Origin of the sequence: Stenotrophomonas sp. (assembly GCF_032099025.1) — a bacterium.
Taxonomy (GTDB): Bacteria; Pseudomonadota; Gammaproteobacteria; order Xanthomonadales; family Xanthomonadaceae; genus Stenotrophomonas.
Genome location: NZ_DAMCID010000047.1, coordinates 1 through 16,416 on the forward strand (window position 1 = coordinate 1; position 16,416 = coordinate 16,416).

General features: G+C 63.0%; 11 protein-coding genes and 1 tRNA gene. All 12 read right to left on the reverse strand.

All coding sequences use genetic code 11. The annotated features are described in order from the left end of the window. Positions 1 to 113: 113 nt before the first annotated feature. On the reverse strand, positions 114 to 2,255 hold the full coding sequence (fusA, locus tag RT456_RS18910) for an elongation factor G (RefSeq protein ID WP_313348938.1): 2,142 nt from the start codon (positions 2,253 to 2,255) through the stop codon (positions 114 to 116). 136 nt (positions 2,256 to 2,391) lie between these two features. After that, a complete protein-coding gene (rpsG, locus tag RT456_RS18915; RefSeq protein WP_313348940.1) occupies positions 2,392 to 2,859 on the reverse strand; it encodes a 30S ribosomal protein S7 in 468 nt (155 codons plus the stop codon). 12 nt (positions 2,860 to 2,871) lie between these two features. Then, positions 2,872 to 3,246: a 30S ribosomal protein S12 gene (rpsL, locus tag RT456_RS18920; protein WP_025879344.1), complete on the reverse strand. Its 375-nt coding sequence runs from the start codon at positions 3,244 to 3,246 to the stop codon at positions 2,872 to 2,874. 390 nt (positions 3,247 to 3,636) lie between these two features. After that, positions 3,637 to 7,887 (reverse strand): DNA-directed RNA polymerase subunit beta', encoded by a 4,251-nt coding sequence (gene rpoC / locus RT456_RS18925; RefSeq protein ID WP_313348942.1) that lies wholly within the window; start codon positions 7,885 to 7,887, stop codon positions 3,637 to 3,639. A gap of 89 nt (positions 7,888 to 7,976) precedes the next feature. Beyond that, positions 7,977 to 12,131: a DNA-directed RNA polymerase subunit beta gene (gene rpoB, locus RT456_RS18930; RefSeq protein ID WP_313348943.1), complete on the reverse strand. Its 4,155-nt coding sequence runs from the start codon at positions 12,129 to 12,131 to the stop codon at positions 7,977 to 7,979. Positions 12,132 to 12,432: 301 nt separating this feature from the next. After that, complete coding sequence (gene rplL / locus RT456_RS18935) at positions 12,433 to 12,801, reverse strand: 50S ribosomal protein L7/L12 (protein ID WP_019186119.1); 369 nt, start codon at positions 12,799 to 12,801, stop codon at positions 12,433 to 12,435. 62 nt (positions 12,802 to 12,863) lie between these two features. Further along, a complete protein-coding gene (gene rplJ / locus RT456_RS18940; protein ID WP_313348945.1) occupies positions 12,864 to 13,397 on the reverse strand; it encodes a 50S ribosomal protein L10 in 534 nt (177 codons plus the stop codon). 385 nt (positions 13,398 to 13,782) lie between these two features. After that, the gene (gene rplA / locus RT456_RS18945; RefSeq protein WP_313348947.1) at positions 13,783 to 14,481 is read right to left on the reverse strand and encodes a 50S ribosomal protein L1; all 699 of its coding nucleotides are present in this window, start codon (positions 14,479 to 14,481) and stop codon (positions 13,783 to 13,785) included. Between the two features lie 4 nt (positions 14,482 to 14,485). Continuing rightward, the gene (gene rplK / locus RT456_RS18950; protein ID WP_313348949.1) at positions 14,486 to 14,914 is read right to left on the reverse strand and encodes a 50S ribosomal protein L11; all 429 of its coding nucleotides are present in this window, start codon (positions 14,912 to 14,914) and stop codon (positions 14,486 to 14,488) included. Positions 14,915 to 15,170: 256 nt separating this feature from the next. Beyond that, on the reverse strand, positions 15,171 to 15,731 hold the full coding sequence (gene nusG, locus RT456_RS18955) for a transcription termination/antitermination protein NusG (protein WP_313348950.1): 561 nt from the start codon (positions 15,729 to 15,731) through the stop codon (positions 15,171 to 15,173). A gap of 10 nt (positions 15,732 to 15,741) precedes the next feature. Next, on the reverse strand, positions 15,742 to 16,146 hold the full coding sequence (secE, locus tag RT456_RS18960) for a preprotein translocase subunit SecE (RefSeq protein ID WP_313348951.1): 405 nt from the start codon (positions 16,144 to 16,146) through the stop codon (positions 15,742 to 15,744). A gap of 44 nt (positions 16,147 to 16,190) precedes the next feature. Further along, positions 16,191 to 16,266 (reverse strand) — tRNA-Trp (locus RT456_RS18965). Positions 16,267 to 16,416: the final 150 nt, after the last annotated feature.

Sequence of the window (16,416 nt, forward strand, 5' to 3'; positions counted from 1 at the left end):
CGTGACCGATGGTGCCGACGTTGACGTGCGGCTTGGTGCGCTCGAACTTACCCTTTGCCATTGTTGTATACCTTGGATATCAGAAAGAGGGAGATAAAGACCTGAGCTTACGCTCAGGCCTTCTTGATCACGGTTTCGGCGATGTTGTTCGGCGCCGGCTCGTAGTGATCGAATTCCATCGTGAACGTCGCGCGACCCTGGGTCTGCGAACGCAGCGAGGTGGCGTAACCGAACATTTCGCCCAGCGGGATCATCGCGTTGATGATGCTGGCCGAACCGTCACCGGTGGTGCTCGAACCCTGCAGCACGCCACGACGACGGCTGACGTCGCCCATCACGTCACCCTGGTAATCCTCCGGGGTCACGATCTCGACCTTCATGATCGGCTCCAGCAGAACCGGCTTGGCCTTGGCGAAGCCCTGCTTGAAGGCCATCGACGAGGCAAGCTTGAACGCCATTTCCGAGGAGTCGACGTCATGGTACGAGCCGAACACCAGCTTCACCTTCACGTCCACGACCGGGAAGCCCGCCAGCGGACCGCTGGTGATGGTTTCGCGCAGGCCCTTTTCGATCGACGGGATGAATTCCTTCGGAATCACGCCACCGGTGATGTCGTTGACGAACAGGAAGTCGTCCTTGATGTTCGGCGCGATCTTCGGATCGGCACGGTCTTCAGCGGTGATCGGCGACAGCTCGATCACGACGTGACCGTACTGACCCTTACCACCGGACTGCTTGGCGTGCTTGTAGTCCGACTTGACGTCCTGCAGCTGGATGGTTTCGCGGTAGGCCACCTGCGGCTTGCCGACGTTGGCTTCAACGTTGAACTCGCGCTTCATGCGGTCGACGATGATGTCCAGGTGCAGCTCGCCCATGCCCGAGATGATGGTCTGGCCGGATTCTTCGTCGGTCTTGACGCGGAACGACGGATCTTCCTGGGCCAGACGACCCAGTGCCAGACCCATCTTTTCCTGGTCGGACTTGGTCTTCGGTTCGACGGCCATCGAGATGACCGGCTCCGGGAACACCATGCGCTCCAGGATGATCGGGTGGTCCTGCGAGCACAGGGTGTCACCGGTGGTGGTGTCCTTCAGACCCACCGCCGCGGCGATGTCACCGGCCAGCACTTCCTTGATCTCTTCACGATCGTTGGAGTGCATCTGCAGGATGCGGCCGATGCGCTCCTTCTTGCCCTTGACCGAGTTCATCAGCTGGTCGCCGGCGTTCAGCGTGCCCGAATAGACACGGAAGAAGGTCAGCGCGCCCACGAACGGATCGGTGATGATCTTGAAGGCCAGGGCCGAGAACGGCGCCTTGTCGTCAGACTTGCGGCTCAGCGCGATGGTTTCGTCGTCGACGTCGGTACCGGTCACGTCCGGCACGTCGATCGGCGACGGCAGCAGCTGCACCACGCCGTCCAGCATGGCCTGCACGCCCTTGTTCTTGAACGCCGAGCCGCAGTACATCGGCACGATGTCGGTGGCCAGGGTGCGCACGCGCAGGGCTTCGATGATTTCGGCCTCGGTCAGCTCGTCGCCGCCCAGGTACTTTTCCATCAGCTCTTCGCTGGCTTCGGCAGCCGCTTCGATCATGAAGGTACGAGCTGCGTCAGCCTCTTCCTGCATGTCGGCCGGAATCTCCAGGTACTCGAACTTCATGCCCTGCGAGGCTTCATCCCAGTGGATGGCCTTCATCTTGATGAGGTCGACCACGCCCTTGAAGTTTTCTTCAGCGCCGATCGGCAGCTGCATCGGCACGGCAGTGGCACCCAGCTTGGCCTTCAGCTGGCCAACGACCTTGGTGAAGTTGGCGCCGGTGCGGTCCATCTTGTTGACGAACGCAATGCGCGGCACCTTGTACCGGTTGGCCTGGCGCCACACGGTTTCCGACTGCGGCTGAACGCCACCGACGGCGCACAGCACGAACACCGCACCGTCGAGCACGCGCAGCGAACGCTCCACTTCGATGGTGAAGTCGACGTGTCCGGGGGTATCGATGATGTTGAAACGGTGCTCCGGCAGGGACTTGTCCATGCCCTTCCAGAACGCGGTGGTGGCAGCGGACTGGATCGTGATGCCACGCTCCTGCTCCTGCTCCATCCAGTCCATGGTGGCAGCGCCGTCGTGCACTTCACCGATCTTGTGGCTCTTGCCGGTGTAGAACAGGATGCGCTCGGACGTGGTGGTCTTGCCGGCATCGATGTGGGCCATGATGCCGAAATTGCGGTAACGCTCGATGGGAGTGGTGCGGGCCACGGGAGCCTCTCAATTTCTTGGAATTCGGATGGCCGAACGCCGCCTTTCGGCGGCCTTCGGATTGGCGCAGCCCTTCTGGGGCCGCGAGGCAGCACCTAGATGGTGCTGCCGTGCCTGTTTTGCAAGGCCGTCAAACTCACCAGCGGTAGTGGGCGAAGGCCTTGTTGGCTTCGGCCATGCGGTGGGTTTCTTCGCGCTTCTTGATGGCGCCACCACGGTTTTCCGAGGCATCCAGCAGTTCTGCAGCCAGCTTCTTCGGCATGGTGTTTTCACCACGCTTACGGGCCGAGTCGATCAGCCAGCGCATGGCCAGGGCCATCTTGCGCGACGAACGCACTTCGACCGGCACCTGGTAGGTCGCACCGCCGACGCGGCGGGACTTCACTTCGACCGACGGAGCCACGTTGTCCAGAGCCTTCTGAACCAGCTCGATGGTGTTCGGGTTCTTTTCGCCGATCACATCCATGGCGCCATAGACGATCTTCTCAGCGACCGACTTCTTGCCGCTCAGCATCACCATGTTGATGAAGCGTGCGATGGTTTCACTTCCGTGCTTCGGATCCGGCAGGACAGAGCGCTGCGGCGTATTACCTTTACGAGACATGTGTACTTTCCCTTAGCTCTTCGGACGCTTGGCGCCGTACTTGGAACGGCCCTGGCGACGCTTGGCAACGCCGGAGGCGTCCAGCGAACCACGCACGGTGTGGTAACGCACACCCGGCAGATCCTTGACGCGACCGCCACGGATCAGGACCACGGAGTGCTCCTGCAGGTTGTGGCCTTCGCCGCCGATGTAGCTAATCACTTCTTCCTGGTTGGTCAGGCGGACCTTGGCAACCTTGCGAAGCGCCGAGTTCGGCTTCTTCGGAGTGGTGGTGTACACGCGCGTGCAGACGCCACGGCGCTGGGGGCACTTTTCAAGAGCCGGGGAGGCACTCTTGTAAGTGGTTGCCTGCCGCGGCTTGCGGACAAGCTGATTGATCGTCGCCATCAGTAAGTTCTTCTGAGAGAGGCCAATGAAAAGACTGGCCATGAATGCGGATATGTGCGAGCAGGCGAGAAACCGGCCTGCTGAGACAGACGATTGTAGCAACCCGGCGAAAACGCAGTCAAATGCGCACGCGCCCGGCCAGCCCTGATCCCGGGCCGTTACAGGGGAGCCTTTTCCGTGCCCCCCGTTCAGATTGTCAACCGGCCCCCTTTCGCGGACCGGCGGGCATCCTACCTCATTGGTGGCGATAACGCCACCTACTCGGCCGGTGTGACACCCCCAACGGAGGTGCCCTACCTGTTTGGCACCACCCACGGTGGTGCCCTTACCCCTGGGGATGTCGTATCGACCCTCCCCGGGTGGTCCGGCCCGGGGGCCGGACCGGGTGCATCACTCGTCCGAGGCCGAATCGGCGTCGGTCGAGTCGATGACCGCTGCCACGGCGGCCGCGACGACCGGAGCCGCTTCAGCCACCACCGGCGAACCGGACAGCTGCTGCATTTCCGAATCGGTCAGCCCTGAGGCGTTCTTGCGACGGTTGGCGTGGTAGGCCAGGCCGGTACCGGCCGGGATCAGACGGCCGACGATGACGTTTTCCTTCAGGCCGCGCAGGTTGTCCGAGGTGCCGCGGACGGCAGCTTCGGTCAGCACGCGGGTGGTTTCCTGGAACGACGCGGCCGAGATGAACGATTCGGTGGCCAGCGACGCCTTGGTGATACCCAGCAGGACCGGATCGAAACGGGCGATCAGCTCGTTGCGGGTGGTCAGGCGTGCATTTTCCTCGATGACGCGCTGGCGCTCGGCCTGCTCGCCATTCAGGAACTTGCTGCTGCCCTGGTCGGTGATCTCGACCTTGCGCAGCATCTGGCGGGTGATGACCTCGATGTGCTTGTCGTTGATCTTCACGCCCTGCAGGCGGTACACGTCCTGGATTTCCTTGACCAGGTAGGCCGCCAGCGGCTCGACACCCAGCAGGCGCAGGATGTCCTGCGGGCTCGGCTCGCCGTCCACGATGGTTTCACCCTTGGTCACGTGCTCACCTTCGAACACGATCACCTGGCGGTACTTCGGAATCAGCTCTTCGTGCTCCGAACCATCGGTGTCCTTGATGATCAGGCGCTGCTTGCCCTTGGTGTCCTTGCCGAAGCTGATGATGCCCGAGCGCTCGGCCAGGATCGCCGGATCCTTCGGCTTGCGGGCTTCGAACAGATCGGCCACGCGCGGCAGACCACCGGTGATGTCGCGGGTCTTGGACGCTTCCTGCGGGATCTTGGCAACCACGTCGCCCACGCCGACGGCGGCGCCGTCCTGCAGGTTGACGATGGAACGCGGCGGCAGCAGGTACTGGGCCGGCAGATCGGTGTTCGGGATGGTCAGGTCATTGCCCTTCGCATCGACGATACGCACGATCGGGCGCAGTTCCTTGGCCTGCGAACCACGACGCTTCGGATCGGTGATCTCTCGCGAGGCCAGGCCGGTCAGTTCGTCGGTCTTCTCGATGACGGTGACGCCGTCGATGAAGTCGATGAAGCGTATGAAACCCGCCACTTCGGACACGATCGGGTGGTTATGCGGGTCCCAGTTGGCCACGGTCTGGCCAGCCTTCACCGCATCGCCGTCCTTGGACGCGATCATCGAGCCGTACGGCAGCTTGTAGCGCTCACGCTCACGACCGTGGGCATCGAGCACCGAGATTTCACCCGAGCGCGAGACCGCGACCAGCGAACCGCTGGCGTGTTCGACCGACTTCAGGTTGTTGAACTTCACCGAGCCGGTGGTCTTCACCGTGATGTTGTCCACGGCAGCCGCACGCGATGCCGCGCCACCGATGTGGAACGTACGCATGGTCAGCTGGGTACCCGGCTCGCCGATCGACTGCGCGGCGATGACGCCGACCGCTTCACCGATGTTGACGATGTGGCCACGGGCCAGATCGCGGCCGTAGCAGCGACCGCAGACGCCGAACGCCGAGGCGCAGGAGATCGTCGAGCGCACCTTGATGCTCTGCACGCCGGCATCTTCCAGCTTGGCGACCCAGGCTTCGTCGAGCAGCGTGTTGCGGGTCACGATCGGATCTTCGTCGTTGCCCGGCAGGAACACGTCCTCGGCCACGACACGACCCAGCACGCGGTCCTTCAACGGCTCCACGACGTCGCCGCCTTCCACGATCGGGGTCATGGTCAGGCCTTCGGTGGTACCGCAATCCACCTCGGTGATCACCACGTCCTGCGCCACGTCGACCAGACGACGGGTCAGGTAACCCGAGTTCGCGGTCTTCAGCGCGGTATCGGCCAGACCCTTACGGGCACCGTGGGTGGAGTTGAAGTACTCCTGCACGTTCAGGCCTTCACGGAAGTTCGCCTTGATGGGCGTTTCGATGATCGAGCCATCCGGACGGGCCATCAGGCCACGCATGCCGGCCAGCTGGCGGATCTGCGCCTGCGAACCACGGGCACCGGAGTCGGCCATGATGTACAGCGAGTTCATCGACTTCTGGTCGATGGTCTCGCCCTTGGCGTTGATCACCTTCTCGGTACCAATGGTGTCCATCATCGCCTTGGCGATGCGTTCATTGGTACGCGACCAGATGTCGACCACCTTGTTGTAGCGCTCACCGGCGGTGACCAGGCCCGACTGGTACTGCTCCTGGATTTCCAGCACTTCGGCTTCGGCCTCGGTGAGGATGCCGCGCTTCTCGTCCGGGATCAGCATGTCGTCGATACCGATCGACACGCCCGCACGGGTTGCGTAGGCAAAACCGGTGTACATCAGCTTGTCGGCGAACACCACCGTGTCCTTCAAGCCCAGCTGACGGTAGCTGGAGTTGATCAGGCGGCTGATGTTCTTCTTGGTCAGCTCGGTGTTGGCCAGCGCGAACGGCAGGCCTTCCGGCAGGATTTCGGCCAGCAGGGCGCGACCGATCGTGGTGTCCACGATCGAGGTCTTGTTCTGCTTGTTCCCTTCCTCGTCGGTCACCACCTCGGTGATGCGGACCTTGACGCGTGCGTGCAGTTCCACCACGCGGTTGTCATAGGCGCGCTTCACTTCGGAGATGTTGGCGAAGGCCATGCCCTCGCCCTTCTTGTTCTCCAGCGAGCGGGTCATGTAGTACAGACCCAGCACGACGTCCTGCGACGGCACGATGATCGGCTCGCCGTTGGCCGGCGACAGGATGTTGTTGGTGGACATCATCAGCGCACGCGCTTCCAGCTGGGCTTCCAGCGAGAGCGGCACGTGGACGGCCATCTGGTCACCGTCGAAGTCGGCGTTGAACGCGGTGCAGACCAGCGGGTGCAGCTGGATGGCCTTGCCTTCGATCAGGACCGGCTCGAACGCCTGGATGCCCAGACGGTGCAGGGTCGGCGCACGGTTCAGCATCACCGGGTGTTCGCGGATGACCTCTTCCAGGATGTCCCAGACTTCGGCTTCTTCGCGCTCGACCAGCTTCTTGGCGGCCTTGATGGTAGTGGCCAGGCCACGACGCTGCAGCTTGGCGAACACGAACGGCTTGAACAGTTCGAGCGCCATCTTCTTCGGCAGGCCGCACTGGTGCAGGCGCAGGTACGGACCGACCACGATGACCGAACGGCCCGAGTAGTCGACGCGCTTGCCCAGCAGGTTCTGACGGAAGCGACCCTGCTTGCCCTTGATCATGTCGGCCAGCGACTTCAGCGGGCGCTTGTTGGTGCCGGTGATGGCACGGCCGCGACGGCCGTTGTCCAGCAGCGCATCGACCGATTCCTGCAGCATGCGCTTTTCATTGCGCACGATGATGTCCGGCGCGTTCAGCTCGAGCAGGCGGCGCAGGCGGTTGTTGCGGTTGATGACGCGGCGGTACAGATCGTTCAGGTCGGAGGTCGCGAAGCGGCCACCATCCAGCGGAACCAGCGGACGCAGGTCCGGCGGCAGCACCGGCAGCACGGTCATGACCATCCATTCCGGACGGTTGCCCGATTCCAGGAAGGCTTCGACCAGCTTGATGCGCTTGGTGAGGCGCTTGAGCTTGGTTTCCGAACCGGTGCTGGCGATTTCTTCGCGCAGGCGGGTCATTTCCGACTGCAGGTCGATGGTGCGCAGCAGCTCATAGACCGCCTCGGCGCCCATGGCGGCGTCGAAGTCGTCGCCGTGCTCCTGGCGGGCCTGCAGGTACTGTTCTTCGGTCAGCAGCTGGCGGCGCTCCAGGGCGGTCAGGCCCGGCTCGGTCACCACGTAGGCTTCGAAGTACAGCACGCGCTCGATGTCACGCAGGGTCATGTCCAGCATCAGGCCGATGCGCGACGGCAGCGACTTGAGGAACCAGATGTGCGCGACCGGCGAGGCCAGGTCGATGTGGCCCATGCGCTCACGGCGCACCTTGGCCAGGGTCACTTCGGTGCCGCACTTTTCGCAGACCACGCCACGGTGCTTCATGCGCTTGTACTTGCCGCACAGGCACTCGTAGTCCTTGACCGGCCCGAAGATGGCGGCGCAGAACAGGCCGTCACGCTCCGGCTTGAAGGTACGGTAGTTGATGGTTTCCGGCTTCTTCACTTCGCCGAAGGACCACGAACGGATCAGGTCCGGCGAGGCCAGCGCGATCTTGATCGCGTCGAAGTCCAGCGTCTGGCGCTGCTGGTTGAAGAGGTTGAGCAGGTCTTTCATGGTGTTTCTCCGAAAGGAGGAAATCTTGTCGATGGGGCTGTCGATTCACTTCCGGCGGCGCGGCTGCCGGGGCAGCCGCGCCTGCGCGATCAGTTGTCTTCCAGTTCCATGTTGATGGCCAGCGAGCGGATTTCCTTCACCAACACGTTGAAGGATTCCGGCATGCCCGCGACCATCTCGTGCTCACCGTCGACGATGTTCTTGTACATCTGGTTGCGGCCCTGCACGTCATCGGACTTCACCGTCAGCATTTCCTGCAGGGTGTAGGCCGCGCCGTAGGCTTCCAGCGCCCAGACTTCCATTTCACCGAAGCGCTGGCCACCGAACTGCGCCTTGCCGCCCAGCGGCTGCTGGGTAACGAGCGAGTACGGGCCGGTCGAACGGGCGTGCATCTTGTCGTCGACCAGGTGGTTCAGCTTCAGGTAGTGCATGTAGCCCACGGTGGTGTGGCGATCGAATGCCTCACCGGTGCGACCGTCGAACAGCTGGGTCTGGCCGCTGAGCGGCAGGTCCGCCAGCGCAAGCATGTGCTTGATCTCGGCTTCGCTGGCACCGTCGAACACCGGGGTGGCCATCGGCACGCCGTCGGTCAGGTTGCCGGCCAGGCGCAGCAGCTCCTCGTCGCTGAACTGGGTCAGGTCAACGTGGTTGGCATGCTGGGTCTTGTCGTGGTTGTACACGTCGTCCAGGAACTTGCGCAGGTCGCTGATCGCCGCCTGTGCCTCGAGCATGCCCTGGATCTTGCGACCCAGGCCCTTGGCGGCCCAGCCCAGGTGCACTTCGAGGATCTGGCCGATGTTCATACGCGACGGCACGCCCAGCGGGTTCAGCACGATGTCCACGGTCTCGCCCGAGGCCATGTACGGCATGTCCTCGACCGGCACCACGTTGGAGACCACACCCTTGTTGCCGTGGCGGCCTGCCATCTTGTCGCCCGGCTGGATGCGGCGCTTCACGGCCAGGAACACCTTGACCATCTTCAGCACGCCCGGAGCAAGGTCGTCACCGGCGGTGATCTTGCCGCGCTTGTCGGCGAAGCGACGCTCGAATTCCTTCTCGTGCGCCTGGATCTGCTTCTGGGCGCGTTCGATGGCTTCCGAGGCGTCCTCGTCCTTCATGCGCAGCACGAACCAGTCAGCCTTCTTCAGGCCGTCCAGGTACGCGTCGGAGATGGTGTCGCCCTTCTTCAGGTTCGTACCACCGTTGGCCACCTTGCCCACGATCTGCGAGCGCAGGCGTGCGTAGATCGCCGCTTCCAGGATGCGGAACTGGTCGTCGAAGTCCTTCTTGACGCGCTTGATTTCAGACTCTTCGATCTGACGGGCGCGCTTGTCCTTCTCGATGCCATCGCGGGTGAAGACCTGCACGTCGATGACGGTGCCGTCCATGCCCGGCGGCACGCGCAGCGAGCTGTCCTTCACGTCGGACGCCTTCTCGCCGAAGATCGCGCGGAGCAGCTTCTCTTCCGGGGTCAGCTGGCTTTCGCCCTTCGGCGTGACCTTGCCGACCATGATGTCGCCGGCGCGCACTTCGGCACCGATGTACACCACGCCGGACTCGTCGAGGCGGTTCAGCGCCTGCTCGGAGACGTTCGGAATGTCGGCCGAGATTTCCTCCGGCCCCAGCTTCGTGTCACGCGCAACGCAGGTCAGCTCTTCGATATGGATCGTGGTGTAACGATCCTCTTCCACCACGCGCTCGGAGAGCAGGATGGAGTCTTCGAAGTTGTAGCCGTTCCACGGCATGAACGCGATCAGCATGTTCTGGCCCAGGGCCAGCTCGCCGATGTCGGTGGACGGACCGTCAGCCAGCACGTCGCCACGCGCCACCACGTTGCCCACTTCGACCAGCGGACGCTGGTTGATGCAGGTGTTCTGGTTGGAGCGGGTGTACTTGATCAGGTTGTAGATGTCCACGCCGGCGTCGGTCGCGTCGGTGATCTCGGCTTCGTTGACCTTGACCACGATGCGGCCGGCGTCGATCTGCACGATCTCGCCACCACGACGGGCATTCACGGTCACACCCGAGTCACGGGCTACGGCGCGTTCGATACCGGTACCCACCAGCGGCTTCTGCGCACGCAGGGTCGGCACGGCCTGGCGCTGCATGTTGGCGCCCATCAGTGCACGGTTTGCGTCATCGTGTTCCAGGAACGGAACCAGCGCGGCCGCGATGGACACGGTCTGCATCGGCGAGACGTCCATGAAGTGGACTTCCGCCGGCGGCTTCAGCAGCGACTCACCCTGGAAACGGCACGGCACGAACTGCTCGGTGAGCATGCTCTTGGCATCGGTCAGGGCGTTGGCCTGGGCGATGACGTACTCGTTTTCTTCGATGGCCGACAGGAACTCGATGTCGTCGGAGACCTTGCCGTCATGCACCTTGCGGTACGGGGTCTCGAGGAAACCGTACTGGTTGGTGCGGGCGTACACGGCCAGCGAGTTGATCAGGCCGATGTTCGGGCCTTCCGGCGTTTCGATGGTGCAGACGCGGCCGTAATGGGTCGGGTGCACGTCGCGCACTTCGAAGCCGGCACGTTCGCGGGTCAGGCCGCCCGGGCCCAGGGCCGAGACGCGACGCTTGTGCGTCACTTCCGACAGCGGGTTGTTCTGATCCATGAACTGGGACAGCTGCGAGGAGCCGAAGAACTCCTTGATGGCAGCGGCGACCGGCTTGGCGTTGATCAGCTCCTGCGGGGTCAGGCCTTCGGATTCGGCCATCGACAGGCGCTCCTTGACCGCGCGCTCGACGCGGACCAGGCCCACGCGGAACACGTTCTCGGCCATTTCACCGACCGAACGGACGCGACGGTTGCCCAGGTGATCGATGTCATCGACCACGCCGCGACCGTTGCGGATCTCGGTCAGGACCTTGATCACTTCCAGGATGTCGGAGCTGTCGCCGTGCTCGGCGACCAGGCGCTTGGACTCTTCGTCGTTGCGCTCACCGAAGTACTTGCGGTCGTACAGCACGGCTTCGCCGGTGACTTCCTTGCGGCCGACACGACGGTTGAACTTCATGCGGCCAACCGTGGACAGGTCGTAGCGCTCGAAGGTGAAGAACAGGTTGTGGAACAGGTTCTGCGCGGCGTCCTTGGTCGGCGGCTCGCCCGGACGCATCATGCGGTAGATCTCGACCAGGGCTTCCAGCTGGGTCTTGGTCGGGTCGATGCGCAGGGTGTTGGACAGGTACGGGCCACGATCCAGGTCGTTCACCCACAGGGTGCCCACGGCATCGACGCCGGCCTTGCGGAAGGCCTGCAGCTGTTCGTCGGTGATTTCGTCGTTGGCCTGGGCCAGCAGTTCACCGGTGTTGGCATCGACCACGTCGTGCGACAGGATGCGGCCGACGATGTAGTCGTCCGGCACGGCCAGGGCGGCAATGCCCGAGGCTTCCAGCTGCTTGACGTGACGCGCGGTGATGCGCTTGCCGGCTTCGACGATGACCTTGTCGCCGTCGGCCAGGTCGAAGTTCAGGGTCTCGCCGCGCAGGCGCTCGGCCACCAGCTCGAGCTGCACGCCCTCATCGGGATTGATGTGGAAGGTGTTGATCTCGAAGAACTCGGCCAGCATCTCTTCGTTGCTGTAACCCAGCGCACGCAGCAGGATCGACACCGGCAGCTTGCGGCGACGGTCGATACGGGTGAACAGCGCGTCCTTCGGGTCGAACTCGAAGTCCAGCCAGGAACCGCGGTACGGGATGATGCGAGCGCTGTACAGCAGCTTGCCCGAGCTGTGGGTCTTGCCACGGTCGTGGTCGAAGAACACGCCCGGCGAACGGTGCAGCTGCGAGACGATCACGCGCTCGGTACCGTTCACGATGAAGGTGCCGTTGTCGGTCATCAGCGGGATTTCGCCGAGGTAGACCTCCTGCTCCTTCACGTACTTGATGGCCTTGGTCGACGACTCGCGGTCGTAGATCACCAGGCGCACGGTCACGCGCAGCGGCGCGCCGTAGCTCATGCCGCGCTGGCGGCACTCGCGCTCGTCGAACACCGGTTCGCCAAGCTTGTAGCCGACGTATTCCAGCGCAGCGTTGCCGCTGTAGCTGGCGATCGGGAACACCGACTTCAGGGCCGCGTGCAGGCCGAGATCACGGCGCTTGGCCGGATCCACGTTTTCCTGCAGGAATTCGCGATAGGAATCCACCTGGATGGCGAGCAGGAAAGGCACTTCGAGGATCGAGCGCTGCTTGCCGAAATCCTTGCGGATACGCTTCTTTTCGGTGAAGGAATATGACGTCATGGGGTCTCACCTTGGCTGTGCGGGCCCCGCCATGGAGGCGTGGCCCGAAGGGAACATGAAAATTGTCAGTTGGAAGTCGCTGGTATTGCCGGCACCAGCACGCCTTCTCCCGCTACTTCCAACTGCCAACTTGCCGGCCTGGGCCGGTAATTCGGTGGAGCAGACGACTAACAGTCGTCTCTACCGTCGTCTCTACCGTCGGCTCTACCCGGTCGGGTTTGCAACAACGACCAAAGGCCGGGGGCTTACGCCCCCAGCCTTGGCTGCATCGCCGTGATTCGATGGCGAGGCAAGGAACTGCTTACTTGACTTCGACAGTCGCGCCAGCAGCTTCCAGGTCCTTCTTGAACTTCGCAGCGTCGTCCTTCGAAGCGGCTTCCTTGATCATGCCGCCGGCTTCTGCCAGATCCTTCGCTTCCTTCAGGCCCAGGCCGGTGATGGCGCGGACGGCCTTGATGACTTCGACCTTCTTGTCGCCGGCCGACTTCAGGATGACGTCGAATTCGGTCTGCTCTTCAACAGCAGCGGCCGGGCCAGCGGCAGCAGCCGCGGCAACCGGAGCAGCGGCGGAGACGCCGAACTTCTCTTCGATGGCCTTGACCAGCTCCATCACTTCCATCAGGGACTTCTCGGCGATGGCGTCGACGATCTGTTCGTTGGTAAGGGACATTTTGATTACCTTTGGATAATTTTCTGGGTTCAGGTTCCGTCAGGAACCACGTAAACAGCGACTCAGGCGGTTTCGGCAGCCGGCTCGGCAGCGTCGGCGGTTTCGCCACCGTTCTGCTTGTCGCCGATGGCCTTGATGGCGCGGGCGAACATCGTGACCGGCTCGGTCAGGACGCGGGCCAGCATGGCCAGGGCCTGATCGCGGGTCGGCAGCGATGCCAGCACGTCGACGTGGCTTGCCGGGAACACTTCACCACCGATGGCAACGACCTGCGGAAGCAGCTTGGCGTTGGTCTTGGCGGCGTCCTTGATCAGGCGACCGGCTGCGCCGGGCTCCTCAAGCGAGAACGCGAACAGCATCGGACCGGTGAACTTGTCCGTTGCACATTCGAACTCGGTGCCCTTGACGGCGCGCTCGGCCAGCGTGTTCTTGACAACCTTCAAGAAAACGCCGGTTTCGCGTGCCTGCTTGCGCATCGCGGTCATCTGGGAGACCGTGGTGCCAGCGTAATGGGCTGCGATCAAGGAGTGAGCCTTGGCAGCGATGTCCGCAACCTCGGCCACTACTTCTTGCTTCTGGGACAGATTGAGAGCCATTGCACTCCTCCAATTGAACTCCGCTTACGGCTCCTGCCGTTTGCGGTCCTGGGCGGCATCCGTCCTGGACGCCGGGAACATCGGGTTGATGTTCCAAGGGTGGGCCGTTCTAGACCTGGATGGCCAACCTGGGTGAACCCAGACGTGCGTTAACCAGAAAAACTCCAGAAGGGCACCATCTACGCAGGGCGATTCCCGAAGGAATCCATTAAGCGGTCGGTACTGCGCCGGCGGCGACTCCTTGCCAATGCGAGCATCCCTGCCCGTCGCCGGTATGTAACGACCGCGCCTGCGGTCTTTGACGGCTTCTCCGCGGAACGAGTCCGCTCGGATGCCTTCAAAATTCACGGGTATGCGACCGGAGCCGCATACCCGCTTGAAACGATTACTTCAGGGTCAGCGACGACGGATCGACGGTGACGCCCGGGCCCATCGTCGAGCTGACCGACACCTTCTGCAGGTACAGGCCCTTCGAGGTCGCCGGCTTGGCCTTGATCAGGTCCAGCAGCAGCGCCTGCAGGTTCGACTTCAGCGCGTCTTCGGCGAAGTCGGCCTTGCCGATGGTGCAGTGGATGATGCCGGCCTTGTCGGTGCGGTAACGCACCTGGCCCGACTTGGCGTTCTTGACGGCTTCGCCCGGGTTGGCCGACACGGTGCCGACCTTCGGGTTCGGCATCAGGCCACGCGGGCCCAGCACGGTGCCCAGCTTACCCACGACGCGCATGGCGTCCGGGGTGGCGATGACGACGTCGTAGTTCAGATCGCCGGCCTGCATCTTCTCGGCCAGGTCGTCCATGCCCACGGCTTCCGCGCCAGCGGCCAGGGCTTCGTCAGCCTTGGCACCGGCCGGGGCGAAGACGGCAACGCGCACGCTCTTGCCGGTACCGGCCGGCAGCACGGTGGAACCGCGCACCTGCTGGTCGGACTTCTTGGCGTCCACGCCCAGGCGCACAGCGACGTCGAAGGACTCGACGAACTTGGCCTTGGTAGCGGTCTTCAGGATCTTGATTGCGTCCTCGAAGGCATACGCCTTACCCGGGACGACGGCGGCCTGGATGGCCTTCTCACGCTTGGTCTGTGCCATCTTCTTAACCCTCTACCACAAGGCCCATGGAACGGGCAGAACCAGCGATCGTACGCACTGCTGCGTCCAGGTCGGCGGCCGTCAGGTCAGCTTCCTTGACCTTGGCGATCTCTTCCAGCTGCTTGCGGGTCACCTTGCCGATCTTGTCGGTATTCGGACGCTTGGAGCCCGAGGAGACGCCCGCAGCCTTCTTCAGCAGCGTCGTTGCCGGCGTGCTCTTGGTGATGAAGGTGAAGGTACGGTCCGAATAGGCGGTGATGATCACCGGAACCGGCAGACCCGGCTCAAGCTTCTGCGTGGCGGCATTGAAGGCCTTGCAGAATTCCATGATGTTCAGACCACGCTGACCCAGCGCGGGACCGACCGGCGGCGAGGGGTTGGCCTGACCGGCCTTCACCTGCAGCTTGATGTAACCAACTACTTTCTTTGCCATGTGAATACTCTCCGGGTGCTAGCGCCTTACGACCACAGGCTCCCCATCGGACCGGGAATCTCGCGTCCCGGCATCGCGTTTTTTGATTCACGCAGAAGGCCACCTTGCGGCGGCCCTTTGCTTTTGCCAGCTTCCTGGCAGGAAGCCGCGCACTATATCAGGTTTTGGGGGGACTGCGTGAATGCGCAGACCCCGCAGCCGGGCAGAGCCCGGCGCTACGGACCATGCAGCCAGGCAGGGCCTGGCTCTACTGGCCTCAGACGGCCTTCTCGACCTGACCGAACTCCAGCTCGACCGGGGTGGCACGACCGAAGATCAGCACCGAGACGCGCAGACGGCTCTTCTCGTAATTGACCTCTTCGACCACGCCATTGAAGTCGTTGAACGGGCCTTCGGTGACGCGGACCATCTGGCCCGGCTCGAACAGCACCTTGGGACGGGGCTTCTCGACACCTTCCTGAACGCGGTTCAGGATGGCTTCGGCCTCGGAGTCGGCGATCGGCAGCGGACGATCGGCCGTACCGCCGATGAAGCCCATCACCTTGGAGGTGTCCTTGATCAGATGCCAGCTTTCGCTGTCGATCCGCGGAATGCCATTCTCTTCGTGCGATTCGATCTGGACCAGCACGTAACCGGGGAAGAACTTGCGCTCGGAACGGCGCTTCTGGCCGGAACGCATTTCAACCACTTCCTCGGTCGGGACCAGGACGTCACCGAACAATTCCTGCTTCTCTTCACGCACGATGCGGTCGCGCAGGGCCTGCGCCACCGTCTTCTCGAAGCCTGAATAGGCGTGAACGACATACCAACGCTTCACAGGTTTCTCCTTATCGACCCAGGAACAACTGGATCGCTTTCTGAATCAAGAAATCAAAGCCGCCGAGCAGCAGGCTGAGGATGATCACAACGACCATCACCACCCACGTCATGCGAATGGCTTCCTGGCGCGTCGGCCAGACCACCTTGCGCAGCTCGAAGCGCGATTCGGAAAGAAATTCAAGCGTGTCGCGACCCTTGGCGGTCAGCATGAACACACCGAGGCCAGCCGCGAGGCCGACGGCGACGCCCAGACCGCGCAGCGGACCGGACCAGGCATTCTGGGCCGCATGCTCAGGCGCGCCGAACCAGAACCAAGCAAAAAGACCCGCAAGTGCCAGGAGCACTGCGGCGGCGTACTTGACGATGTCACCCCCGGTGGAGGTGTCCTTGGAATGCTCGATCTTGCTGTTCATCCGGCTCTGGCTGCTGAGGCGGCATGGCCGCTGGAAGGGAGAAGTGGCACGCCAGGAGGGACTCGAACCCCCAACCTGCGGTTTTGGAGACCGCTGCTCTGCCAATTGAGCTACTGGCGTACTGAAAAAACTGCCTTCCCTTAGACGGCGAAGGCGGACCGGGGTTCCCGGCCCGCCGTTCGCGAGACCGGCAGCGCTGCATTGCCGCCGGTGTTGCAGATTACTTGATGATCTTGGCAACCACGCCGGCGCCGACGGTACGACCGCCTT